Source organism: Kribbella sp. NPDC058693 (genome assembly GCF_042715335.1).
Lineage (GTDB): Bacteria > Actinomycetota > Actinomycetes > Propionibacteriales > Kribbellaceae > Kribbella > Kribbella jiaozuonensis.
Genome location: NZ_JBHXSQ010000004.1, coordinates 690,979 through 714,150 on the forward strand (window position 1 = coordinate 690,979; position 23,172 = coordinate 714,150).

At 68.4% G+C, this 23,172-nt stretch carries 21 protein-coding genes; 8 read left to right on the plus strand and 13 right to left on the minus strand.

Annotated elements, in window-relative coordinates; genetic code table 11:
• Positions 1-70: 70 nt before the first annotated feature.
• The 6 genes from guaD to ACFWUU_RS29745 all read right to left on the minus strand — a co-directional run bounded on the left by guaD (position 71) and on the right by ACFWUU_RS29745 (position 9,559).
• On the minus strand, positions 71-1,351 hold the full coding sequence (guaD, locus tag ACFWUU_RS29720; protein WP_380180172.1) for a guanine deaminase: 1,281 nt from the start codon (positions 1,349-1,351) through the stop codon (positions 71-73).
• Positions 1,348-2,214 carry a xanthine dehydrogenase accessory protein XdhC gene (xdhC, locus tag ACFWUU_RS29725; RefSeq protein WP_380180174.1) on the minus strand — a complete coding sequence of 289 codons (867 nt, stop codon included), beginning with the start codon at positions 2,212-2,214 and terminating at the stop codon, positions 1,348-1,350. Before xdhC ends, guaD begins: the two co-directional genes overlap by 4 nt.
• A complete protein-coding gene (xdhB, locus tag ACFWUU_RS29730; protein WP_380180176.1) occupies positions 2,202-4,541 on the minus strand; it encodes a xanthine dehydrogenase molybdopterin binding subunit in 2,340 nt (779 codons plus the stop codon). The genes xdhC and xdhB overlap by 13 nt, the downstream gene beginning before the upstream one ends.
• Positions 4,538-5,977 (minus strand): xanthine dehydrogenase small subunit, encoded by a 1,440-nt coding sequence (locus tag ACFWUU_RS29735; protein WP_380180178.1) that lies wholly within the window; start codon positions 5,975-5,977, stop codon positions 4,538-4,540. The genes xdhB and ACFWUU_RS29735 overlap by 4 nt, the downstream gene beginning before the upstream one ends.
• Positions 5,974-7,902 carry a 2-oxo-4-hydroxy-4-carboxy-5-ureidoimidazoline decarboxylase gene (gene uraD, locus ACFWUU_RS29740; protein WP_380180180.1) on the minus strand — a complete coding sequence of 643 codons (1,929 nt, stop codon included), beginning with the start codon at positions 7,900-7,902 and terminating at the stop codon, positions 5,974-5,976. The genes ACFWUU_RS29735 and uraD overlap by 4 nt, the downstream gene beginning before the upstream one ends.
• Positions 7,903-8,026: 124 nt before the next feature.
• Complete coding sequence (locus ACFWUU_RS29745) at positions 8,027-9,559, minus strand: PucR family transcriptional regulator (RefSeq protein WP_137255601.1); 1,533 nt, start codon at positions 9,557-9,559, stop codon at positions 8,027-8,029.
• A 153-nt stretch (positions 9,560-9,712) separates the two neighbouring features.
• Between ACFWUU_RS29745 and ACFWUU_RS29750 the strand changes: the two genes are divergently transcribed.
• The 6 genes from ACFWUU_RS29750 to ACFWUU_RS29775 are packed head-to-tail and all read left to right on the plus strand — an operon-like array spanning position 9,713 to position 16,547.
• Positions 9,713-10,525, plus strand: coding sequence for a hydroxypyruvate isomerase family protein (locus tag ACFWUU_RS29750; protein WP_380180182.1), 813 nt, complete (start codon positions 9,713-9,715; stop codon positions 10,523-10,525).
• Positions 10,526-10,542: 17 nt separating this feature from the next.
• Complete coding sequence (locus ACFWUU_RS29755) at positions 10,543-11,427, plus strand: 2-hydroxy-3-oxopropionate reductase (protein ID WP_380180184.1); 885 nt, start codon at positions 10,543-10,545, stop codon at positions 11,425-11,427.
• Entirely contained in the window at positions 11,427-13,202 is a 1,776-nt protein-coding gene (gene gcl, locus ACFWUU_RS29760) for a glyoxylate carboligase (protein ID WP_380180186.1), read from the plus strand. The genes ACFWUU_RS29755 and gcl overlap by 1 nt, the downstream gene beginning before the upstream one ends.
• On the plus strand, positions 13,202-14,398 hold the full coding sequence (locus ACFWUU_RS29765) for a glycerate kinase (RefSeq protein ID WP_380180188.1): 1,197 nt from the start codon (positions 13,202-13,204) through the stop codon (positions 14,396-14,398). Before gcl ends, ACFWUU_RS29765 begins: the two co-directional genes overlap by 1 nt.
• The gene (gene allB / locus ACFWUU_RS29770) at positions 14,395-15,735 is read left to right on the plus strand and encodes an allantoinase AllB (protein WP_380180190.1); all 1,341 of its coding nucleotides are present in this window, start codon (positions 14,395-14,397) and stop codon (positions 15,733-15,735) included. The genes ACFWUU_RS29765 and allB overlap by 4 nt, the downstream gene beginning before the upstream one ends.
• On the plus strand, positions 15,732-16,547 hold the full coding sequence (locus ACFWUU_RS29775) for a bifunctional allantoicase/(S)-ureidoglycine aminohydrolase (protein WP_380180192.1): 816 nt from the start codon (positions 15,732-15,734) through the stop codon (positions 16,545-16,547). The genes allB and ACFWUU_RS29775 overlap by 4 nt, the downstream gene beginning before the upstream one ends.
• On the opposite strand, the gene ACFWUU_RS29780 is transcribed toward ACFWUU_RS29775, so the two are convergent.
• Positions 16,537-16,950: a GNAT family N-acetyltransferase gene (locus ACFWUU_RS29780; RefSeq protein WP_380180194.1), complete on the minus strand. Its 414-nt coding sequence runs from the start codon at positions 16,948-16,950 to the stop codon at positions 16,537-16,539. The genes ACFWUU_RS29775 and ACFWUU_RS29780 overlap by 11 nt on opposite strands.
• 33 nt (positions 16,951-16,983) lie before the next feature.
• Positions 16,984-17,523, minus strand: a complete 540-nt coding sequence (locus tag ACFWUU_RS29785; RefSeq protein WP_137255593.1) for a GNAT family N-acetyltransferase — start codon at positions 17,521-17,523, stop codon at positions 16,984-16,986.
• Between the two features lie 82 nt (positions 17,524-17,605).
• Between ACFWUU_RS29785 and ACFWUU_RS29790 the strand changes: the two genes are divergently transcribed.
• Entirely contained in the window at positions 17,606-18,373 is a 768-nt protein-coding gene (locus tag ACFWUU_RS29790; RefSeq protein WP_137255592.1) for an SDR family NAD(P)-dependent oxidoreductase, read from the plus strand.
• A gap of 57 nt (positions 18,374-18,430) precedes the next feature.
• Here the strand turns inward: ACFWUU_RS29790 and ACFWUU_RS29795 are convergent, their stop codons facing one another.
• Positions 18,431-19,225 (minus strand): ABC transporter permease, encoded by a 795-nt coding sequence (locus ACFWUU_RS29795; protein WP_380180197.1) that lies wholly within the window; start codon positions 19,223-19,225, stop codon positions 18,431-18,433.
• Positions 19,222-20,163, minus strand: coding sequence for an ATP-binding cassette domain-containing protein (locus ACFWUU_RS29800; RefSeq protein WP_380180200.1), 942 nt, complete (start codon positions 20,161-20,163; stop codon positions 19,222-19,224). Before ACFWUU_RS29800 ends, ACFWUU_RS29795 begins: the two co-directional genes overlap by 4 nt.
• 94 nt (positions 20,164-20,257) lie before the next feature.
• Between ACFWUU_RS29800 and ACFWUU_RS29805 the strand changes: the two genes are divergently transcribed.
• Positions 20,258-21,031 (plus strand): TetR/AcrR family transcriptional regulator, encoded by a 774-nt coding sequence (locus ACFWUU_RS29805; protein ID WP_380180202.1) that lies wholly within the window; start codon positions 20,258-20,260, stop codon positions 21,029-21,031.
• Here ACFWUU_RS29805 and ACFWUU_RS29810 read toward each other — a convergent pair.
• The 3 genes from ACFWUU_RS29810 to ACFWUU_RS29820 form a co-directional block, all read right to left on the minus strand.
• On the minus strand, positions 21,017-21,619 hold the full coding sequence (locus ACFWUU_RS29810) for an FMN reductase (protein WP_380180204.1): 603 nt from the start codon (positions 21,617-21,619) through the stop codon (positions 21,017-21,019). The two genes, ACFWUU_RS29805 and ACFWUU_RS29810, sit on opposite strands and share 15 nt — an antisense overlap.
• Positions 21,616-22,716, minus strand: coding sequence for an LLM class flavin-dependent oxidoreductase (locus ACFWUU_RS29815; RefSeq protein ID WP_380180206.1), 1,101 nt, complete (start codon positions 22,714-22,716; stop codon positions 21,616-21,618). Before ACFWUU_RS29815 ends, ACFWUU_RS29810 begins: the two co-directional genes overlap by 4 nt.
• A gap of 121 nt (positions 22,717-22,837) precedes the next feature.
• Positions 22,838-23,164, minus strand: coding sequence for a tetratricopeptide repeat protein (locus ACFWUU_RS29820; protein ID WP_380180208.1), 327 nt, complete (start codon positions 23,162-23,164; stop codon positions 22,838-22,840).
• Positions 23,165-23,172 lie beyond the last annotated feature (8 nt).

Sequence of the window (23,172 nt, forward strand, 5' to 3'; positions counted from 1 at the left end):
CGACGCGCCTCAACTTAGGCCGCAGCTTGCCCCGGCTGGTCAGCTTGGCGTCGACTCGCCACCGCAGCGGTCACGGGTGGAGGAGGGTGCCGTTGATCCAGACGGCCTGGACGTCCGCCGGTGTTCCCAGGGTGAAGATGCGGGCCAGCGCTTCCTCGGTGTCTTCGGCGTGGGTGAGGCCGACGGCCAACGGGGAGCCGTCGGCGGGGCGGAGGAGCTGCGCGTCGAAGTGCTGACCGACGCTCAGGTGGCCGACGTGCGGGAGGTCCAGGGCCTCGGCTCCGGCCGCGGTGGACAGGTAGAGCAGGTGGGCTGCGGTCAGTGGACGGCCCTGGTCGGCAAGGAGTTGCTGGCAGAAGTACGCCTGCAGGCCCTCCTTCAACAGCGAGAAGCCCGTGCCGGCGCCCACATCGGATCCCAGGGCGACGCGTACGCCGTACTGCAGGTGTCGGCTCAACGGGAACAGGCCGCTGCCGAGCGCCGCGTTGCTCGTGGGGCAGTGGGCGACGGTCGCGCCGCTCGTGGCCAGCACCTTGAGCTCCACGTCGGTGGGGTGGACGTTGTGGGCGAGCACCGTACGGCGATCCACCAGGCCGTGCCTGTCGTACGTCGTGACGTAGTCGGCGCCACCGAACAGGTCGGCGACCGACGCGATCTCGGCCTCGTTCTCGTTCACGTGTGAGGTGAACAGGGCGCCGGGGATCGCGTCCATCAGCTCGCGGCAGGTGGCGAGGAGGTCGTCGGTGCAGGAGAGCGAGAAGCGGGGAGTCACGGCGTACCGGTTGCGGCCGACGTTGTGCCAGCGGTTGGCGAGGGCGAGCGATTCGGCGTACGCACGGACCGGGGTGGTGAGGAGCTCCGGCCGCAGGAGGCGGTCGCTGAGCACCAGACCGGAGGTGATGCGCAGACCGACGCCGGACGCGGCGTTGAACAGCGCGTCGACCGCGTCGGAGTAGTGCGCGCCGAAGACGAGCGCCGATGTGGTCCCGGCCGCGGCGAGGCCGCGGACGAACTCGTTCGCGACCCCGGTGGCATACGAGACGTCCGCCATCCGCGCCTCCTCAGGAAGCGCGTACCGGTCGAGCCACTCGAGCAGCGGCAGGCCGAGGCCGCCGACGGCGCGGATCTGCGGGAAGTGCACGTGGGTGTCGACGAAGCCCGGCAGTACGACGCCGTCGGTCAGATCGACGATCTGCTCGGCGGGGTGTGCGCTCCGGATCTCCAAGAAGGGGCCGCGAGCAACGATCAAGCCGTCCTGGACCAGGAGTCCCGTGTCGCTGTCCACGCGCAGGTTCCCGCCGTTGAAGGGGTTCTCCGGCGTGTCGATGAACGTGCCACGGAAGATAGTCATGCCTTCGCCTCACGATGAGCCGAGGCGGGGCGACGCTCGGCAGGGTGGGCCGACGCGGGATGCCGGTCGGCGGTACAACGTTCGAGCAGCCAGGCGGCGACACTGACCGCGATGACGGCCGGCTCCTTGCCGGTCACGCTCGGAATGCCAATAGGTGTGGTGATCCGGGCGATCGCTTCCGGGGTGTTGCCGTCCTCGGCGAGTTTCCGCTGGAAACGGGTCCATTTGGCGCTGGACCCGATCAGGCCGATCGTGGCGAGCGCGTCGTTGCGGATGGCAACGTCGCAGAGCGCGGCGTCCTCGGCGTGGTCGTGGGTCATGATGACGGCGTGGCTGCCGGGCGGCAGTTCGCCGACGACGAGCTCCGGGAGTACCGGCACGTTGTGTACGTGCACCTGCGCGACGGCGTCATCCAAGACAGCAAGCCGGGCCGCGGTCAGTTGGTCCGACCGCGAGTCGACAAGATGCAGCTCGATGTCGTGCCGCGCGAGAATACGCGCCAACTCGAGCCCGACGTGGCCGACTCCGAAGATCGCCACCGAAGGCACCACAGGCAACGGTTCCAGCAACAGCTTCACCTCTCCACCACAACACTGCACCCCGTGCTGGTACGGCGCTTTGTCCGACAACGCAGCCGTCAACACCTCAGGAACCGTGATCCCGTCGGCGATCATCTCCCGCGACCGCTCGATCGCCAGCGCTTCAAGGTTGCCGCCGCCAACAGTCGCCCAGACGTTGTCAGCAGCAACAACCATCTTGGCCCCGGCTTCGCGCGGCGCATGCCCACGGACAGACATCACAGTCACCAGCACGCCGGCCCGACGGCCGGACCGCAACAGCTGGATCGCCTTCAGCCATTCCATGAGACCCCACCCCGTGCGCGTTCAATAGCCCAGTAGACCGCCTCCGGTGTAGCCGGAGACGGCAGGTCGACGCTGGTGCCGGCGGGGCCGAAGGCGGCTGCGGCATGGCGCAAGGCCTCCCGTACCGAGAACGCGAGCATGAGCGGCGGCTCGCCGACGGCCTTCGAGCCGTAGACCGCGCCTTCCTCGTGCGCCTTCTGCAGCAGCCGGACGTTGAAGACCTCCGGCATCTCAGAGAAGCTCGGCAGCTTGTACGTGCTTGCCGCCTGGGTCGCCAACCGCCCGCGGCGGTCGCCGGTCGACTCGTCCCAGCGCAGATCCTCGAGCGTCAACCACCCCGCGCCCTGCACGAATCCGCCCTCGATCTGGCCGATGTCGATCAGCGGGCTCAGGCTGTCGCCGACGTCATGCACGATGTCGACCCGGCGCAACGTGTACGCCCCGGTGAACCCGTCCACCTCGACCTCGGACGCCGCCACGCCGTACGCGAAGTACTTGAACGGCTCGCCGCGCATCGCGTTCGCGTCCCAGTGCAGACCTTCGGTCCGATAGAACCCGGCCGCCCACAGCTGCACCCGTTGCATGTAGGCCATGCCGACCAGTTCGTTCCACGGCACCCCGTCGCCCGACAACCCCCGTACGTCGCCGTCGACGAACCGCACGTCGGACGGACTGATCCCGAGCCGTCCGCCGGCGACCTGCGCCAGCCGCTCCCGGATCTGCTCACACGCGTTCTTGATCGCCGCACCATTCAGATCCGCACCAGATGAAGCAGCAGTCGCAGACGTGTTCGGCACCTTGTCCGTACGCGTCGGCGCGAGCCGCACCCGCGCCAATGGCACCCCCAACGTCGTCGCCGCGACCTGCAGCATCTTCGTGTGCAGCCCCTGCCCCATCTCGGTGCCGCCGTGGTTGATCAGCACCGACCCGTCCTTGTAAACGTGGACGAGTGCACCAGCCTGGTTGAACGCAGTCAGGTTGAACGAGATCCCGAACTTCACCGGAGTCATCGCCAACCCACGCTTTACGTGCTCATGCGCCGAGTTGAAGGCCTCGATCTCAGCAACCCGCGCATCGATCTCGCCACCGGAGATGACCTGGCTCCAGCACGACTCGAGCCGATCCGCGTGCCGCACCGGTTGCCCGTACGGCGTGGAGTCGCCCGGCTGGTAGAAGTTGCGCCGGCGCAGCTCCAACGCGTCGTACCCGAGCAGCGGCGCGCACCGGCCGAGGATGTCTTCGATCACCAGCATCCCCTGCGGCCCGCCGAACCCGCGGAACGCGGTCTGCGACGTCTTGTTCGTCTGTGCGATCTGCCCGTCCACCCGCACATGCGGGATCTCGTACGCGTTGTCGATGTGACACATCGCCCGCGCCAGCACCGGCTCCGACAAGTCGAGACTCCACCCGCCGTCCGCGGTCAGCGTCGCGTCCAGCGCAACCAGTCGACCGTCGTCGGCGAAGCCAACGGTCCACGACGAGTGGAACCCGTGCCGCTTACCCGACATCGTCATGTCCTGCGTCCGGTTCAGCCGCAACCGCACCGGCCGCCCGGTCAAGGTCGCGCCGAGCGCGGCGATCGCGGCGAACCCGTGCGGCTGCATCTCCTTGCCGCCGAACCCGCCACCCATCCGGAGGCACTGCACGGTCACCGAATGACTGGACAGCCCGAGCACATGCGCGACGATCTCCTGCGTCTCCGACGGATGCTGCGTACTCGACTGCACGAAGATCTGCCCGTACTCGTCCACCAGCGCAAGCGCCGCGTGCGTCTCCAGGTAGAAGTGCTCCTGGCCGGCGAACTCGAACTCCCCGCTGAACACATGCGCCGCCCCGGCCAGAGCACCCTCGACGTCGCCGCGCTCCAGATGCCGCCCGATGCCCTGGAAGCTTCCCGCCTCGATCGCCTCGCGAACCGTCACCAACGAAGCGAGCGGCTCGTACTCGACCTCCACCGCCAAGGCCCCGAGCCGCGCAGCCTCGAGCGTGTCCGCGAGCACCCAGCACACGGCGTGCCCGTTGAACATCACCTCACCCGGGAACAATGGCTCGTCATGCTTCACCCCGGCGTCGTTCACCCCAGGTACGTCGTCCGCCGTCAACACCCGCACGACACCAGGCACGTCGTACGCCGGCTTCGCGCGCAACGCAGTCACCCGCGCGTGCGCGTGCGGCGACTGCACCGGCCACGCGTGCAGCACGTCCTTCGTCCGCATCACCAGATCGTCTGTATATAAAGCAGTTCCGGTCACATGTAGCGCAGCGCTCTCATGCGGCATCGGCACCCCGACAACCGGGTGGAGCGGCCGCTCCGACAACGAGCTCATGACGCCACCCCCTGGAAATAGAACCGCAGCAACGACTGCCCGAGCATCGCCGAGCGGTACGACGAACTCGCACGGTGATCGTCCATCGGCGTACCCTCCGCCGCCATCACTCCCGCCGCGATCCGCACGGTCTCCTCGCTCCACGGCCGCCCGACCAGCGCGGCCTCGGTCTCCCGGGCACGCAACGGGGTCGCGGCGACGCCACCGAGCCCGATCTTCGCGTCCCGCACCACGCCGTCCTGTACGTCCACGGCGTACCCGATCGCGACGCTGGAGATGTCGTCGAAGCGACGCTTGGCGATCTTGTGGAACGCCGTCATCGGTGCCAACGGCAACGGAATCACGATCGTCTTGATCAGCTCGTCGGCCGCCTTCACGGTCTGCCGATAGCCGGTGAAGTAGTCGCTGAGCGCAACCGTCCGCTCGCCGCGACTCGATGCCAGCACCAACGAAACATCCAGCGCCAGAAGCGCCGGCGGTGTATCGCCGATCGGCGATCCGGTCCCCAGGTTCCCGCCGATCGTCGCCCCGTTCCGGATCAGCCGCGACGCGAACTGCGGGAACATCTCACCCAGCAACGGCACCCGGCCCGCCAGCCGCCGCTCGATCTCGGTCAACGTCAGCGCCGCACCCAGCCGCACCTCGTCCTCCCCGAAGCTGAACTCGCGCAGCTCCTCCAGACGGTCGATCGCGATGGTCAGCGGCGGGCGTGACCCGAAGATGTTCACCTGCACACCGAGGTCGGTCGACCCGGCAACTATCACCGCATCGTTCCGATCACCCAGAACCGTCAGTACCTCGTTGAGCGATGCCGGCCGGATGAACTCGCCCTCGGGTGACGTCATGCCGGTGGATGCCGGCGCCGGCGGGGGCGAGGTGCGGCGTACTGCGAAAGCGTCGTTCTCCGGCGGGTCTTCGAGTGCGTAGGCCGCGTCGCGGATCGGGCGGTACCCGGTGCATCGACAGAGGTTGCCGCTCAACGAATGCAGATCGAAGCCGTTCGGACCGTGCTCATGGTCGCCATCCCCGCCACAGGTGCGACCCGGGCGGTAGTACTCCGCGGCCATGCTGCAAACGAAGCCTGGTGTGCAGTACCCGCACTGCGAGCCGCCGCGGACTGCCATCTCCTTCTGCACCGGGTGCAGCGCCTCGGGCGAGCCGAGGCCCTCGGACGTGATCAGCTCCTGACCGTCCAGCGACGCGATCGGCAGCAGGCACGCGTTGACCGCGGTCCATTCGGTCGGGGTATCGGTGCCGGCCCGGGCGACGAGGACCGAGCACGCGCCGCACTCGCCCTCGGCGCACCCTTCCTTGGCGCCGGTCAGGCCGCGGTCGCGCAGCCAGTCCAGCACCGTCGTGTGCACAGGAATGTCGCCAAGAGCGGTGAGCTCGCCGTTCACCGTCACAGCCGGGGCGCGCAAGGCTTGGGTAGTCATCGGTTGCTGCTCCAACGGGTTCGTGCGCTGTGGATCGGGTTGGCATCGGACACGAAGTCGTCGAACCGGTAGCCGGCGATCTTCGCGATCTCGAGCAGCGCGGCGGCGTGCTCCTGGTTCTCGCAGTTGCCCAGCCGCTCACGGCCCTGCTCGACGATCCGGTCGTACGACTCTGCATCGCGGACCGAGATCACCAACGGGAACCCGAACCGCTGCTCGTACTCCGAGGTGATCGCGGCCAGCTGGTCGCGCTCCGGATCGCCGAGGAACGTCAGACCCTTGTCCGACTGGTCCCGCAGCGACGCCTCGCCGCTGAGGCCGTCGGCAACGAACTGCGACCCGAGCTGCGGGTACGCCTGGATCAGATCCCGCTGCTCGTCACGCGAGCCCGAGAACAACGCCTCCTGGAAAGAACGTCGGAGCGCGTGGGTGTCGGCGTACGGGCGCATGTCCCAGGCACGCTCGACGGCCCAGCGCGGACCCTGGAACAGCCCACCGAACGTCTCGACGAACTCCTCACGGCTCATCTTGTTGACCTGGTCGAGCCGGACCGTGTCGCCCGGCTGACCCGCGACCGCCGGGCCGAAGTTCTTGCCGACGTGGTGGAACAGGATGTTCAGGAAGATCGCGGTCAGGCTGCCGAGCGTGATGCCGCTGCCGAAGATGATCTCGGCCCAGTCCGGGACGGCCTGCGCGACCTGCGGCTGCGCGGTCACGTACATAGCCAGGCCGACGCTGGTCGCGACGATGACGACGTTCCGGTGGTCGTGGAAGTCGACCTTGGTCAGGGTCTGGAAGCCGACCACGGCCACGGTGGCGAACATCGCCAGCGCCGCGCCGCCCAGCACCGGGTGCGGTACGCCGGCCACGATCGCACCGGCCTTCGGCAGCAGCCCGATCACGATCATGATCGCCCCGGCCGTCGCGACCACCCAGCGGCTGCGGACCCGGGTCAGCCGGACCAGGCCGACGTTCTCGGCGAAGCAGGTGTACGGGAACGAGTTGAAGACGCCGCCGATCGTGGTCGCCAGGCCGTCGGCCCGCAGCGCCCGGGCGATGTCCTCGCGGCCGATCCGCTTCTCGACGATCTCACCGGTCGCGAAGACGTCACCGGTGGTCTCCACCGCGGTGATCAGCATGACCACGACCATCGAGATGATCGCCGCCACCGAGAACTTCGGCCAGCCGAAGTAGAACGGCGTCGTGACCCCGGCCCACGCGGCGTCCCCGACAGCGCCGAAGTGTGCGTCACCGAACGCCCAGGCCACCAGGGTCCCGGCCACCAGGCCGATCAGTACGGCGATCGTCGCCATGAAGCCCTTGAAGACCCGCTGGATCAGCACGATCAAGGCCAGCGTCCCCAGCGCGTAGGCCATGTTCTTCCCGCTGGTCGGTGCGGCATCCGGACCCGCGCCGCCGACCGCATCCCCGGCCGCGACCGGCAGCAGCGCGAGGCCGATGATCGTGATGACCGAGCCGGTCACGACCGGCGGGAAGAACCGGATCAGCTTGCTGAAGAACGGTGCAATGAAGAAGGTGGCCAGACCGGCGACCAGTACGGCGCCGTAGATCACCAGCAGCCCGTCCGTCCCGCCGCCCGCGGCGAGGCCGATCGCGATCATCGGCGACACCGCCGTGAACGTCACGCCCTGCAGCAGCGGCAGCCGTACGCCGACCTTCCAGAACCCGACGGACTGGATGATCGAGGCGATGCCGCAGGTGAACAGGTCGGCGTTGATCAGGTGGATGAGCTGCTCGGTGGTGAGGCCGATCGCGCTGGCGAGCAGGATCGGTACGATCACCGCTCCGGCGTAGAACGCCAGCACGTGCTGGGCGCCGTACACCGCCAGCTTGCCCGGAGGCAGCAGCTGGTCGACGGGGTGGCGGCTGGTCTGCCGGCTACTGGGTCGCAGGACTGCCTTCATCGGGACACGCTCCTCGGGGGTTTTGACCTGCACCCGAGCATCTGCTCACCGGGCCCCGGATTGCACCCGGTGAACCTCCGAAGATGAACCGCTCATGAACACGACTCTTTGTGTGATCACACAACTAGAGCGATTTGAGCGCGAGAAACACGTCCACCCGGTCCTCGAGGCTCGACAGATCGCGACCGGTCAGTTGCTCAACGCGTTCGATCCGGTAGCGAACGGTGTTGACGTGCAGGTGCAGGGACTCCGCCGTACGGGTCCAGGAACACGAGCAGGCGAGGAACGCCTGGAGCGTGGTCAGCAGGTCGGCATGGGTACGGCGGTCGTGCTCGAGGACCGCTCCGAGGACCCGGTTGGTGTACGTACGCCGTACGTCGTCGGGCAAGGTCGCGAGCAGGAGGACGTGGGAGGCGACCTCGTCCGAGGTGACGACCGATACCGGGGCTCGACCGGCGCTGGCTGCACGCTGCGCGAAGCGGGCTTCTTCGAGTGCTCCGGCGAGGGCGTCGACCGAGGTCTCGCCGCTGATGCCGACCGCGAGCCGTCCCCGGCTCAGCCCTGGAGCGAGTCGGCTGAAGCTCCGTCGTACGTGCTCGGGCAGCTCCGGCGTATAGGGCAGGAAGCCGACCAGCAAACCGTCGCGTCCCGGCGCGACCACCGCCGGGCCGACCGTCAGTGCGACGTCCTCCAACAGGCTCAGTGCGACCTCGCTCGGCCCGTCGTCGCGCAGCTCTGCGACCGCCACGACCATCGGTCGCTCCGAGTGCGACCCTGCCTGCTTCAGCCGTGCTGCGACTTCGGCCTGCGGCGCGCCGGACTCGACCAGCGCGAGCGCATCCGCGACCAGCGGGCGTAGCGCCCGGCGGCCTTCGTCCCGGCGGGCGCGGTCCAGCGCGGCGATCGCGCACAGTTCGTGCACCGCCTCGACGTGGTCGCGGGACCATTCGTTGTGATCGCCCTCGATCACCAGGACCCACGCCGTCAGACGGTTCCCCAGTCCGGATCCGACCGGGAACAGGCTGTACGACGCATCGATCGTCATCGCGACGGCCGGCGTCCGATCCGCGGTCAAGAACTTGCGGGTCACCGCATCGATCGCGGCGGCGTCGAGCTCACCCGGCCCCGGTACGACGTGGCGCCCGGTCGGGGTGAGTACGCGGCAGTCGTGCCCGATCTCCGCGGAGATCCGCGCCGCCAACTCGTCGAGGCTGCGCCCAGCCGCGATCGACGACAACAGCTGCCGCTGGCGGACGAGACTCGCCGACAACCGGGCCCCGGTCTCGGCCGATCCTGCCGCCGCGACGTACTCCGTGACGTCCGCGAACGCGATCTCGATCGGTACCTCGATCAGCGTCACCTCGTGCCGCCGGCACGCATCGAGCAGGTCCGCCGGCACATCCCCGAGCTGCGCCTTGCCCGCCAGGATCGTCGTCGCCCCCCGGCCCGCCATCGAGGCGACGAACACCTCGCTGTCCATCGGCCGGCGCCGCCAGACCAGACCGGTCAGCACGACCTCGCCGCCGTTCAGGTACCGACCCGGCTCGAGCAGGTCGGTGGTGACGAGCCGCCCGATCGGGCGATCCAGCATCCCGCCGGCCGAATGCAGCAGGCGCAGCCCGAGCTCGGGCGCATCCAGCAGTTCGGCGAGCAGCACGGCGTACCTCCTTTAGAGGAACGTACAACGCGCGCGCCCACGTGAGACACCCCCTCGCCGTCGCGAACCCAGCCCTTGACGGTCTCGACCCGGCCAACCTATGGTTTTCGCAGAACAGAAATGAACTTCCGCAATACGGAAAATGGAGTCAGGATGAGCCACCAACTGCGGTACACGGTGAACTGTTCGCTGCTGTTCACCGAGCTGCCCCTGCTGGAGCGGCCGGCGGCTGCCCGGCGGGCCGGGTTCAGCGCGGTCGAGTTCTGGTGGCCGTTCGTCGAGGCGGTCCCGCCGGACCGGCAGGTCGACGCGTTCGTCAACGCGATCACCGACTCCGGCGTTGAGCTGACCGGTCTCAACTTCTTCGCCGGAGACATGCCCGGCGGCGACCGCGGGCTGGTGTCCTGGCCGAAGCGGTCCAGCGAGTTCCGCGACAACGTCGACGTCACCGTCGGCATCGGCGAGCGACTCGGCACCCAGGGCTTCAATGCCCTCTACGGCAACCGGGTGGACGGCAGCAGCGAGCAGGAGCAGGACGACCTCGCGGTCGAGAACCTGGCCCTCGCCGCTCGGGCTGCCGCGCGGATCGGCGCCACCGTCCTGGTCGAGCCGGTCAGCGGCGCCGACCGGTACCCGCTGAAGACGGCGGCCGACGCCCTGACCGTGATCGATCGCGTCCAGACGGCGTACGACGTACCGAACGTCGGACTGCTCGCCGACCTGTACCACCTCGCGGTCAACGGCGACGACGTGAACAAGGTGATCGCCGACAGCACCGACTGGGTCGCCCACGTGCAGATCGCCGACGCGCCGGGCCGCAACGAGCCCGGCACCGGCACGCTCCCGCTCGACCAGCAGCTCACCGCCCTGGAGGCCAACGGCTACTCCGGCTGGGTCGGACTCGAGTACAAGCCGTCCACCACCTCAGACGAAAGCTTCGGCTGGCTCCCCTTCGAGCGCCGGTAAGCCCTAGGAGACGCGACATGACGAACATTGCTTTTATCGGACTCGGCATCATGGGCAACCCGATGGCCGTCCACCTCGCCAACGCCGGGCACAGCGTGGTCGGGCTCGACCGCTCCCCGGAGCGCGCCCGGGACCTGATCGCGGCCGGCGGTCGCGCCGCGGCCTCGCTCGCCGAGGCGGTCAAGGGTGCCGACGTGGTCTGCGTGATGGTGCCCGACTCGCCCGACGTCCAGGACGTGCTCGAGGGTGAGGACGGCGTCTTCCAGCTGGCCGAGACCGGCACGCTGATCATCGACTTCTCGAGCATCCGGCCGGACGTCACCCAGCAGCTCGCCGAGCGGGCGCGCGCACTCGGGTTCCACCTGCTCGACGCCCCGGTCTCTGGCGGCGAGGCGGGTGCGAAGAACGCCGTCCTGTCGATCATGGTCGGCGGCGACGCGGACGACTTCGCGAAGGCCAAGCCCCTGTTCGACGTCGTCGGCAAGACCGTCGTCCACGTCGGTCCGAGCGGTTCGGGGCAGACGGTCAAGGCGGCCAACCAGCTGATCGTCGCCGCGAACATCCAGGCCGTCGCGGAAGCGGTCGTCTTCCTGGAGGCGTACGGCGTCGACACCAAGGCGGCGCTCGAGGTCCTCGGTGGCGGTCTGGCCGGCTCGACCGTACTGAACCAGAAGAAGGAGAACATGCTGTCGCGCTCCTTCCAGCCCGGGTTCCGGATCGACCTGCACCACAAGGACATGGGCATCGTGACCGCGGCCGCGCGCGAGGCGGGTGTCGTCGTACCGCTGGGTGCTCTCGTCGCGCAGCTCGTCGCGTCGGCGCGGGCGAACGGCGACGGCGGCCTCGACCACTCGGCTCTGCTGCGTGGCGTCGAGCGGCTGTCCGGGAAGGAGATCGGCTGATGGCACGGATGCGTGCGGTTGACGCCGCAGTACTGATCCTGGAGAAGGAGGGTTCGACGCAGGCGTTCGGGTTGCCCGGCGCCGCGATCAACCCGTTCTACGCAGCGATGCGCGACCACGGCGGCATCAAGCACGTCCTCGCCCGCCACGTCGAGGCTGCCTCGCACATGGCCGAGGGCTACACCCGGGCTCGCGCCGGCAACATCGGCATCTGCATCGGTACGTCGGGTCCCGCCGGCACCGACATGATCACCGGGCTGTACTCCGCGGCTGCGGACTCGATCCCGATCCTGTGCATCACCGGCCAGGCGCCGGTCGCGAAGCTGCACAAGGAGGACTTCCAGGCCGTCGACATCTCGTCGATCGCCAAGCCGGTCGCGAAGTGGGCGGTCACGGTGATGGAGGCCGCGCAGGTGCCGGGGACGTTCCAGAAGGCGTTCCAGGTGATGCGCGAAGGCCGGCCGGGTCCGGTGCTCGTCGACCTGCCGCTCGACGTACAGCTCGCGCAGATCGATTTCGACATCGACACGTACGAGCCGCTTCCGGTGTCGCGGCCCGCGGCGACACGGGCGCAGGCGGAGCGGGTGCTGCAGATGCTGGGGTCCGCTGCCCAGCCGTTGATCGTTGCGGGTGGTGGCGTGATCAACGCGGATGCCAGCGACCTGCTGGTGGAGTTTGCGGAGCTCACGGGGATTCCCGTCGTGCCGACGTTGATGGGGTGGGGTTCGATCGCGGATGACCACCCGTTGAGCGCGGGGATGGTCGGGCTGCAGACGTCGCATCGGTACGGGAACGCGACGATGCTCGCGTCGGATCTGGTGCTCGGGATCGGTAACCGGTGGGCGAACCGGCACACCGGCGGGCTGGACGTTTATCGCGGGGAGCGGAAGTTCATCCACGTGGACATCGAGCCGACGCAGATCGGGCGGGTGTTCGCGCCGGACTACTCGGTCGTGTCGGACGCGCGGGCTGCGCTGCAGGTGTTCGTCGAGGTGGCGCGCGAATGGGCCGCGGACGGCAGGCTGGCGGATCGCAGCGCGTGGGCCGCGGAGTGCCGCGATCGGCGTACGGCGTTGCAGCGGAAGACGCATTTCGAGAACACGCCGATCAAGCCGCAGCGGGTGTACGAGGAGATGAACCGGGCGTTCGGGCCGGATGTCCGGTACGTCAGCACGATCGGGCTGTCGCAGATCCAGGCCGCGCAGATGCTGCACGTGTATCGCCCGCGGCACTGGATCAACGCGGGCCAGGCCGGGCCGCTCGGCTGGACCGTGCCGGCGACGCTGGGGGTCGCGGTCGCGGATCCGGAGAGCACGGTAGTGGCGTTGTCGGGCGACTACGACTTCCAGTTCCTGATCGAGGAGCTGGCCGTCGGGGCGCAGTTCAACATCCCGTACATCCATGTGGTGGTGAACAACTCGTACCTCGGGCTGATCCGGCAGGCACAGCGGAACTTCGACATGGACTACTGCGTGCAGCTGTCCTTCGAGAACATCAACAGCCCAGAGGTCAACGGATACGGCGTCGACCACGTGAAGGTCGCGGAAGGCCTTGGCTGCAAGGCCCTCCGAGTCTTCGAGCCGGACGGCATCCTGCCGGCCCTCGAGCAGGCCAAGAAACTGATGGTCGAACACCAGGTCCCGATCGTCGTCGAGGTCATCCTGGAGCGCGTCACCAACGTCTCCATGGGCGTAGAAATCGACAACGTCATCGAATTCGAAGACCTGGCCATCAACCCAGAGGACGCCCCGACTGCATTGGCTCTGCTGGACTGATGGTTCGGGTAGTAGTTGCCTCCGACAAGTTCAAAGGAAGCCTGACCAGCGCGGAGGTGGCAGCCGCGGTCGGCGCCGGGGTACGACGAGTTCACCCCGACGCCACCGTGGTCGCCGTCCCGGTGGCCGACGGCGGCGACGGCACCCTCGCCGCCGCCGTGGCTGCCGGGTACCAGTTGATCCCGCTCACCGCATCCGGCCCCACCGGCGAACCGGTCGCAACCGCCTACGCCCGCCTGGGCGACACCGCAGTCGTAGAACTAGCAGACGTCTCCGGCCTGGTCCGCCTCCCCGAGGCCAGGCTCGCCCCGATGACCGCCACCTCATACGGCACCGGCGAGCTAATAGCAGCAGCAGTAGACGCCGGCTGCACCCGCGTAATCCTAGGCATAGGCGGCAGCGCCTCCACCGACGGCGGAAGAGGCCTCGTCGAGGCCCTCGCAGGCACAAGGCCCACACGGCTCTCCCACCCACCGGCCGCCGAGCGGCCAGCCCTCGAGGCGCCCACGGCACCTCCGCCCACCGCGGATGCCCCCGCCGCAGAGCGGCTCGCTGGGTGTGAGGGGCTTGACCTTGGGTCGCTTCGGCGGGGGCTTCGTGGGGTTCAGGTTGTTGTTGCTTGTGACGTCGATAACCCGCTGACAGGCCCACGGGGTGCGGCGGCTGTTTACGGCCCGCAGAAGGGGGCGACTCCGGAGCAGGTGGTTGAGTTGGACGCCCGGCTGAGTGAATGGGCTGATTTGGTTGCCGTAGCGACCGGCCGGGATCTGCGCGATGTGCCGGGTGCGGGTGCGGCGGGTGGGGTTGGGTTTGCTGCGGTTGCGCTTCTTGGCGCGGAGCTTCGGCCGGGGATTGAGCTTGTGTTGGAGATGGTCGGGTTCGAGGAGCAGTTGGCCGGCGCCGACCTGGTGATCACCGGGGAAGGGGCGCTCGACGAGCAAACGCTCCACGGGAAGGCTGTGGCTGGAGTAGCAGCGACGGCGGCCGGCATCCCAGTGGTCGCGGTTTGTGGGGTGAACCAGCTGCAGCACCACCAGCTGCAACAGGCCGGCGTGCAAGCGGCCTACGCCCTCACCGATCTCGAGCCGGACGTCCAGCGATGCATCGCGGACCCCAAACCACTCCTCGAGCAGCTTGGCGAACGGATCGCCGTCGAGCACCTTACGATGACGAGAAGGGAGAGAGGGATCGCATGAACGCTCTTGATCTGGTGATCCGCGCCCGGCGAGTCATGCGCCCCAGCGGCGAGCACCCGGCCGCGCTCGGCGTACGCGACGGCCGCATCGTCGCGATCGCGCCGTACGACGCCGACCTCCAGGCCACCACCGACGTACGCCTCCAAGACGACGAAGTCCTCCTCCCCGGCCTCGTCGACTCCCACGTCCACGTCAACGACCCCGGCCGGACCGACTGGGAAGGCTTCACCTCCGCGACCAAGGCAGCGGCAAGCGGCGGCGTCACCACGATCATCGACATGCCGCTCAACAGCATCCCGCCGACCTGCGACGTCCCGGCGCTCACCCTCAAACGCAAGACCGCCGAGACCCAGGCGTACGTCGACGTCGGCTTCTGGAGCGGCGCGATCCCGGGCAACGTCCCCGACCTGCGCCCACTCCACGACGCCGGCGTATTCGGCTACAAATGCTTCCTGCTGCATTCCGGCGTCGACGAATTCCCGCCCCTCGATCACGCGCAGCTCGAGGCCGCGATGCGCGAGATCAGCAGCTTCGACGGTCTCCTCATCGTGCATGCCGAGGACGCCCACCGCATCGACGAAGCCACCCCGCCGAACGGCGCGAACTACCAAGCCTTCCTCAACTCCCGCCCCCGCACCGCCGAGAACGATGCCGTTGCCGAAGTCATCGATCTGGCCCGCGAGACCGGCTGCCGCGTCCACATCCTGCACGTCTCCAGCGCCGAGGTCCTCCCGCTCATCGCGAAGGCCCGCAACGACGGCGTACGGATCACCGCGGAGACCTGCCCGCATTACCTGACCTTCAACGCCGAGGACATCCGCGACGGCGCCACGCAGTACAAGTGCTGCCCGCCGATCCGCGAGGCCGCCAACCGCGAGCTCCTCTGGGACGGCCTGCGTGACGGCACGATCGACCTGGTCGTCTCCGACCACTCGCCGTCGACGATCGACCTCAAGCACCTCGACACCGGCGACTTCGGCACCGCCTGGGGCGGGATCGCGTCGCTCCAGCTCGGCCTGTCCGCCGTCTGGACCGAGGCCCGCCGCCGCGGCTTCACCCTCGCCGACGTCGTCCGCTGGATGTCCGCCGCCCCCGCGAAGCAGACCGGCCTGACCGCCAAGGGCGCCCTGGAGATCGGGTACGACGCCGACTTCTGCGTCCTCGCCCCGGACGAGGCGTTCACCGTCGACGCGACGCAACTCCAGCACAAGAACGCCATCACGCCGTACGACGGACGCACGCTCACCGGCGTCGTCCGGAGTACCTGGCTCCGCGGCAGCCCCGTCGACATCGACGACGACCCGCGCGGCCGCCTGCTGACCCGAGGAGAACGATGAGCTACTACGCCCCGAAGGGCGGGCTGCCCGCGCAGACCGACCTCACCACCGACCGCGCGGTCTTCACCGAGGCGTACGCCGTCCTGCCGCGCGGCACTATGCGGGACATCGTCACCAGCCGGCTGCCGTTCTGGGACGACACGCGGTTGTGGGTGATCGCCCGGCCGCTGTCCGGGTTCGCGGAGACGTTCTCGCAGTACATCGTCGAGGTCGGGCCGGGTGGCGGGAGCGACAGGCCGGAGACCGACCCGACCGCCGAGGCCGTGGTGTTTGTTGTCTCAGGCAACATTGTGCTGACGGTCGCGGGGGAGAAGCACACGTTGACCGAGGGCGGGTACGCGTACCTGCCGCCGGGCGGCGACTGGACGGTGCGGAACACGAGCGACGCGGCCGCGACGTTCCACCTGGTGCGGAAGGCGTACGAGCGGGTCGAGGGGGTCGACGTACCGCCGGCGCTCGTCACCAACGAAGCCGACGTCGAGGGCCGGGAGATGCCGGACACCGAGGGGCGCTGGAAGACGCAGCGGTTCGTGGACCCGGACGACGTACGGCACGACATGCACGTGAACATCGTCAGCTTCGAGCCGGGCGGGGTGATCCCGTTCCCGGAGACGCATGTGATGGAGCACGGGCTGTACGTCCTGGAGGGCAAGGCGATCTACCTGCTGAACAAGGACTGGGTCGAGGTGCAGGAAGGCGATTTCATGTGGCTCCGCGCCTTCTGCCCCCAAGCTTGCTACGCCGGCGGCCCCGGCCGCTTCCGCTACCTCCTCTACAAGGACGTCAACCGCCACCCCAAACTCACCCTCTGAGCTCCTTGCGGAAGAAGACCCGGCTCCGGTCGGCACCGACCGGAACCCGGCCGAACTCGATCCACCCGTGGCGCGCGTAGAACTCAGGCGCCTGGAACTGGATCGTGTACACGATCCCACTCAGACAACCACGCCGACGCGCCTCGACTTCAGCCTCGGCGAGGATCTTGCTGCCCAGCCCGGAGCCGCGGAGTCGTTCCGGCAGGTAGAGCAGGTCGACGAACCACAGGCCGAGCGACGTACGCCCGGTGAGCCCGCCGATCGTCTCGCCGCTCTCCTTGAGCAGCACGGCCAGCGGCTTGCGGTCCTGGACACCGCCGGCGGCGAGGTTGAAGTCGTCCAGGCCGTTCGAGACGACCGCTTCGTCCTCGGCGGTGGGTTGGTCGGTCAGTACGAGGTCCACACCGTTGGACGCTAGTCGTGCGCGCCGACAGTTCTAGTCAGTGATGCGGACGGGGCGTTGGGGTGGGGTGAGGGGGTCGGTGATGAGGCGGGCGTGGCGTTCGACGTCGTACCGGGTGCCGTCGAAGGCGAGGCGTTGGCGTTCGATGCCTTCGGAGAGGAAGCCGGCGCCGGCCGCGACTGCGCAGGATGCCGGATTGTTCAACTGGTGTCCGAGCTCGAGCCGGTACAGCCCGGCCTGCTCGTGAGCCCAGCCCGCGAGCGCGCGGAGAGCGTCCCGGGCGACGCCGTGGCCGCGGACGTCGGCGAGCGTCCAGTACCAGGTCCAGCCGACCCGATGCCGGTCGATATTCGTCACCGCGACGCAGCCGATCGGGTGATCGTCGGCGTCCGCCACGGCGTACACGTGCCCGTTGTCCAGGTCCGCGACCCGCCCGATCCAGTCGACCGCGGACGCCCGGTCCACGATCCCGCCCTGGCTCACCATCTCAGGATCCGCATGCGCCGCGGCCAGCCGCAACGCATCACCGGTCCGCCACCGCCGCAGCCCCAGCTCCCCGAGCGCGTATCCCATCCATCGAATCTACCGCCGGGTCTAGACCAATGGACGCGCGTACGGCGAGTTACGTTCGCCGGAGCAGGAGAGGATAGGGGCCATGGGATATCTGGATTTCAGGGATCAGGTTGTCGTGGTGACCGGGGCCAGCAGCGGGATCGGGGCTGCGGCGGCGGTCGGGTTCGCGGAGACGGGGGCTTCGGTCGCGCTCCATTACCACCAGAACTCCGACGGCGCGAAGCACACGGTCGGGGCGGTACAGACGGCCGGCGGTACGGCGTCGTTGCACCAGGCGGATCTGGCTGACCCGAAGTCGGCGGACGCGTTCATCGACGAGGTACTCGCGCAGCACGGGCGGATCGACGTACTCGTGAACAACGCCGGGGACCTGGTCCACCGGTCGCCGATTTCCGACGTACCGGACGAGGAGTTCCACCGGATCCTCGACGTGAACCTGACCTCGGTGTTCGCGCTGAGCCGGCGGATCGTGCCGGTGTTCCGGGCGCAGGGCGGCGGATCGATCATCAACGTCACGTCGATCGCCGGGCGGACGGGCGGCGCCGGCGGGTCGGTCGTCTACGCGACCAGCAAGGGCGCCGTCAGCACCTTCACCCGCGGCCTGGCCAAGGAGCTCGCCCCGGAGGGCATCCGGGTGAACGCGATCGCACCGGGCGTCATCAAGACCCCGTTCCACGAGCGCCACACCGCGGACGCCCAGATGCAGGCCATGCTCGCCACCATCCCGATGGGCCGCACCGGTACGCCGCACGAGTGCGTCGGCACGATCCTGTTCCTCGCCTCCGACCGCATGTCCTCCTACGTAACCGGCCAAATCATCGAAATCAACGGCGGCCAACTGACACCCTGAGCAGCCGGCCCAGTCGCCTGCGCGAGACGGCAACTTCGCGCAGGCAACTGGTGATGTCTACCGCGACAGCGTGCGGAAGCGGTGGGCTGAGAGTGGGAGGAAGACCGCGGTCAGCACGAGGGGTGCGATGACCGCGGCTAGCTCCGCGTGGGTCCCTATCCAGGTGGCGGTGGCGGAAGGGTCGGGGTTGCCGAAGAGGTTGCGGGCGGCCGTCGCGGTGGATGAGAGCGGGTTCCACTGGGCGATCGTGCCCAGCCAGGCCGGCATCGTCGACGTGGCGACGAACGTGCTGGAGAGGAAGCCGATCGGCCAGACCAGGACCTGGACCATCGTCACGCTCTGCGCATTCTTCACGCTCAGACCGATGAAGATCCCGACCCACAGCAAGGCGAACCTCAGCAGCAACAGCAACCCGAACGCCGCCAGCGCGGCCGGCAGACCCTCATGCCAGCGCCAACCCAGCGCCAGGCCGGTCGCGACCAGCACGAGCAGGGTGACCACCGAGTCGAGCATGTCCGCGATGCACCGACCCAGCACCACCGCCGTCGAGCTCATCGGCAGCGAACGGAACCGGTCCGTCACCCCCTTCGACACATCGGTCGTGACCGCCGTCATCGTGCCCTCGAGCCCGAACAGCATCGCCAGCGCAAAGATCCCGGGCACCAGCAACTCGTAGTACGACGAACCCTCCGGGAACTCCATCGCCCCGCCCAGCAGCCCGCCGAACATCAGCAGCATCAGCACTGGGAAGAACCACTGGAACAGCACCAGCCCCGGCTGCATCCGCCAGTGCGTCAACGTCCGCCGCGCGATCGTCCAACTGTCCGCGAGCGCCCACCCGAGGCCGTTCATGCGGCGGCCCCGGTCAGGTGCAGGAAGACCTCGTCCAGCGTCGGCCGCCGTAACGTGATGTCCTCCGGTTCGATCCTTGCCTCATGCAACGAGTTCGCCATCACCACCAACGCCTTCGTCCGATCCTTCACCGGCACACTCACCCGTACGTCGACCACCCGGATCTCCCCGTCCGCAACCAGCCCGGCCAGGTCCACGACCCGTTGTACGTCGTCGGGATCCGCGAGCACGATCTCCAGCCAGTCGGACCCGAGCTGCGTCTTCAATTCATCAGGTGTGCCCTCGGCAACGACCTTTCCCGCCTTGAGCATCGAGATCCGGTTCGCCAGCTGATCCGCCTCCTCCAGGTACTGCGTCGTCAGCAACACCGTCGTACCGCCGTCGACCAGCTGCCGTACGGCGGACCACACCTCCAGCCGCCCGGCCGGATCCAGCCCGGTCGTCGGCTCGTCCACGAACAACACCCGCGGCGCCACGATCAGGCTCGCCGCGAGATCCAGCCGCCGGCGCATCCCGCCGGAGTACTTGCTCACCGCCTGATCCGCCGCCTCCGTCAGGCTGAACCGCTCCAGCAACTCGTCCGCCCTGCTCCGGGCGTTCTTCAGATGATTCAGCCGCCCGAACATCACCAGGTTCTGCCGCCCGGTGAGGATCTCGTCCACCGCGGCGTACTGCCCGACGAGCCCGATCCGCCGTCGTACCTCCGCTCCTTGCCGGCGTACGTCGTACCCCGCGATCGTCGCCGTACCGGAATCCAGCTCCAGCAGCGTGGACAGGATCCGCAACGCCGTCGTCTTGCCGGCGCCGTTCGGGCCGAGCAGGCCCGTCACCGTGCCTGCCGTGACGTCGAGGTCGAAGCCGTTCAGCCCCGCACCCTCCGTGCCGCCCTTGTAGTTCTTCCGTACGCCGACGGCTTCGATCACTCGCTCCGTAGTCATTCCCACCTCTCGAGTCGTTGAGCCGTAGAGTGTACCGTACATTGTACGGCTCAGGTACGATGCGTTCAACGACGAGCGGTGGAAGAAGGTTCCGGTGGCGGGAAGGAAGGCGGCTGCGCCCGATCCGGCGCGCAGTCTGGCGCTGCTCTGGGGGAGCCACGCCAAACCCGGCCGCTCCGGGCTGACCGTGCGCGCGATCGTGGACGCGGCGATCGAGCTCGCCGACTCCGAGGGCCTCGAGGCGCTCTCGATGCGGATGGTCGCCGACCGGCTGAAGGTCGGCACGATGTCGCTCTACACGCACGTCCCGGGCAAGGGCGAGCTGACCGACCTGATGTTCGACCGGGTGTACGCCGACCTGTACGCGGACGACGACGAGCCGTCGAAGCAACCCGGCGGCTGGCGCGGCGCGCTCGAATTCATTGCCCACCGCAACTGGTCCGTGCTGACAGCCCACCCGTGGGTCCACGAGGTCCCGACGATGCGTACGGCGCTGGGCCCGAACATCACCCGCAAGTACGAGGCCGAGCTACGCCCGCTCGACGGCCTGGGTCTGACCGATGTCGAGATGGATTCGGCGCTGGCGCTCGTCCTCACGCACGTCCAGGGCACCGCCCGCGCCGGCGCCGAACAACTCCGCACCCAGCGCGACTCCGGCCTCACCGACGAGGAGTGGTGGCGTCAGATCTCCCCGACGCTCACCACAGTCATGTCCGGCACCCACTTCCCCGTCGCCGGCCGGGTAGGCACCGCAGTCGGCGAACACTTCCAGTCAGCCATGGACCCCGCCCACGCCCTCACGTTCGGCCTGACCACCATCCTCGACGGCCTGACCCAACTGATCGAGTCCCGATCAACTGTTGAGTAGGTCCTCGAAGGGGGTTGGGTTGTCGAAGGGGTCTGCGGCCGTCGGCGTCTCGTGTTGGAGGGCGGCGACCAGTTCGCCTGCTGCTTGAGTGATGCGCGGGCGGAGGCCGGCGGCGTTCGGGCCCCAGTCGGTCGAGGCGGCGTACACGCCGGTCGGGACCGGGAGGGCCTTCAGGTAGGCGAAGAGTGGGCGGAGGGCGAACTCCAGGACCAGCGAGTGGCGCTCGGTGCCGCCGGTCGCGGCCAGCAGGACGGGCTTGCCGGCCAGGGCCTGGTCGTCGAGTACGTCGAAGAACGTCTTGAACAGACCGGAGTACGACGCGCTGAACGTGGGGCTGACGACGATGAGGGCGTCGGCCGACGCGACCGTCTCGAGGACCTCGCGGAGCTCGGCCGACGGGAACCCGGTCAGGAGGTTGTTGGTGAGGTCGTGCGCGTGGTCGCGGACCTCGATCGTCTCGATGCGGGACGTGATCCCGCGACCCGACAACTCGTCCGCGACCGCGGCCGACAGTTGGTCGGCGAGCAGCCGGGACGACGACGGTGTCGTCAACCCGGCCGTCACCACGGCAATTACCTTGTCGTTCATTCGATCGTCTCCAGCTCACGCGCCCGCTCGGATGCGGCCTTCAAGGAAGCGTGCGTCGGTGCGTCCGGCACATGCGCGGGCTTCAGCGCCGCAAACTCCTTCCGCAGTACCGGAACGACCTCTTCGCCGAGGATGTCCAGCTGCTCCAGCACGGTCTGCAACGGCAGTCCTGCGTGGTCGATCAGGAACAGCTGCCGCTGGTAGTCACCGAAGTGCTCGCGGAAGGACAGCGTCCGCTCGATAACCTCCTGCGGGCTGCCGACAGTCAGCGGCGTCTCCCGGCTGAAGTCCTCGAGCGACGGCCCGTGTCCGTAGACCGGAGCGTTGTCGAAGTACGGCCGGAACTCGCGGACTGCGTCCTGGGAGTTCTTCCGCATGAAGATCTGACCGCCTAGGCCGACGATCGCCTGGTCAGCGGCTCCGTGCCCGTAGTGCTCGAAGCGGCGGCGGTACAGGTCGATCATCTGCTTGGTGTGCGACATCGGCCAGAAGATGTTGTTGTGGAAGAACCCGTCACCGTAGTACGCCGCCTGCTCGGCGATCTCGGGCGACCGGATCGAGCCGTGCCACACGAACGGCGGTACGCCGTCCAGCGGCCGCGGCGTCGCCGTGAAACCCTGCAGCGGCGTACGGAACTTGCCTTCCCAGTCGACGACGTCCTCGCGCCAGAGCCGGCGGAGCAACGCGTAGTTCTCGACGGCGAGCGCGATGCCGTTGCGGATGTCCTGACCGAACCACGGGTACACCGGGCCGGTGTTGCCGCGACCCATCATCAGGTCGACCCGGCCGTCGGCCAGGTGCTGCAGCATCGCGTAGTCCTCGGCGATCTTCACCGGGTCGTTGGTCGTGATCAGCGTCGTCGAGGTGGACAGGATGATCTTCGACGTCTGCGCGGCGATGAATCCGAGCTGGGTCGTCGGCGACGACGGCACGAACGGCGGGTTGTGGTGCTCGCCCTGCGCGAACACGTCCAGCCCGACCTCCTCGGCCTTCTTGGCGATCGTCACCATCGCCTTGATCCGCTCGCCCTCGCTGACCGTGGTCCCGGTGGTCGGGTTCTCGGTCACGTCCCCGACGCTGAACACCCCGAACTGCATCTGTCCTCCTGGCCTAGGTAGTTAACTATTAAACTACATAACGCCGCTCGCCGGCGAGTTCATTCCACGTACGCCGAAGGCCCGCGATCCGGGTGTGGATCGCGGGCCCTCAGTGTGTTCGTCAGATGGTGTGACCGTCCAGCAACTCGTCGTCACCGGTCAGCGCCGCCGCAATACGCCGATACTTCCCGGCCTCGTCCCGCCGCGACAGCCGCTCGAGCGTCCGCGCCAGCATCAGGTGGGCGTAGTACTCGGTCGGCTCCCGCTCGATCACCTCGAGCAAATGCTCCTCAGCCGGCTTCAACAACGCCGCATGGTAATACGCCCGAGCCAGCAACAGCCGCGTCTCGACATCATCCGGCGTCTCCTCGACAACCGGCTTCAACGCCCGAATCGCACCCCGATAATCCCGCTCCTCGAAGTACTGCTGCCCCAGCCCATAACTCAACGCCCGCA

Coding starts and splice junctions, on each gene's coding strand:
- uraD (WP_380180180.1), bottom strand. CDS start 7,902: ATGAAGGCAGTCCTGCGACCCAGTAGCCGGCAGACCAGCCGCCACCCC.
- xdhB (WP_380180176.1), bottom strand. CDS start 4,541: ATGAGCTCGTTGTCGGAGCGGCCGCTCCACCCGGTTGTCGGGGTGCCG.
- ACFWUU_RS29810 (WP_380180204.1), bottom strand. CDS start 21,619: ATGAACGACAAGGTAATTGCCGTGGTGACGGCCGGGTTGACGACACCG.
- guaD (WP_380180172.1), bottom strand. CDS start 1,351: ATGACTATCTTCCGTGGCACGTTCATCGACACGCCGGAGAACCCCTTC.
- gcl (WP_380180186.1), top strand. CDS start 11,427: ATGGCACGGATGCGTGCGGTTGACGCCGCAGTACTGATCCTGGAGAAG.
- ACFWUU_RS29795 (WP_380180197.1), bottom strand. CDS start 19,225: ATGAACGGCCTCGGGTGGGCGCTCGCGGACAGTTGGACGATCGCGCGG.
- ACFWUU_RS29790 (WP_137255592.1), top strand. CDS start 17,606: ATGGGATATCTGGATTTCAGGGATCAGGTTGTCGTGGTGACCGGGGCC.
- ACFWUU_RS29735 (WP_380180178.1), bottom strand. CDS start 5,977: ATGACTACCCAAGCCTTGCGCGCCCCGGCTGTGACGGTGAACGGCGAG.
- ACFWUU_RS29750 (WP_380180182.1), top strand. CDS start 9,713: ATGAGCCACCAACTGCGGTACACGGTGAACTGTTCGCTGCTGTTCACC.
- ACFWUU_RS29765 (WP_380180188.1), top strand. CDS start 13,202: ATGGTTCGGGTAGTAGTTGCCTCCGACAAGTTCAAAGGAAGCCTGACC.
- ACFWUU_RS29785 (WP_137255593.1), bottom strand. CDS start 17,523: ATGGGATACGCGCTCGGGGAGCTGGGGCTGCGGCGGTGGCGGACCGGT.
- ACFWUU_RS29755 (WP_380180184.1), top strand. CDS start 10,543: ATGACGAACATTGCTTTTATCGGACTCGGCATCATGGGCAACCCGATG.
- allB (WP_380180190.1), top strand. CDS start 14,395: ATGAACGCTCTTGATCTGGTGATCCGCGCCCGGCGAGTCATGCGCCCC.
- ACFWUU_RS29775 (WP_380180192.1), top strand. CDS start 15,732: ATGAGCTACTACGCCCCGAAGGGCGGGCTGCCCGCGCAGACCGACCTC.
- ACFWUU_RS29800 (WP_380180200.1), bottom strand. CDS start 20,163: ATGACTACGGAGCGAGTGATCGAAGCCGTCGGCGTACGGAAGAACTAC.
- xdhC (WP_380180174.1), bottom strand. CDS start 2,214: ATGGAATGGCTGAAGGCGATCCAGCTGTTGCGGTCCGGCCGTCGGGCC.
- ACFWUU_RS29815 (WP_380180206.1), bottom strand. CDS start 22,716: ATGCAGTTCGGGGTGTTCAGCGTCGGGGACGTGACCGAGAACCCGACC.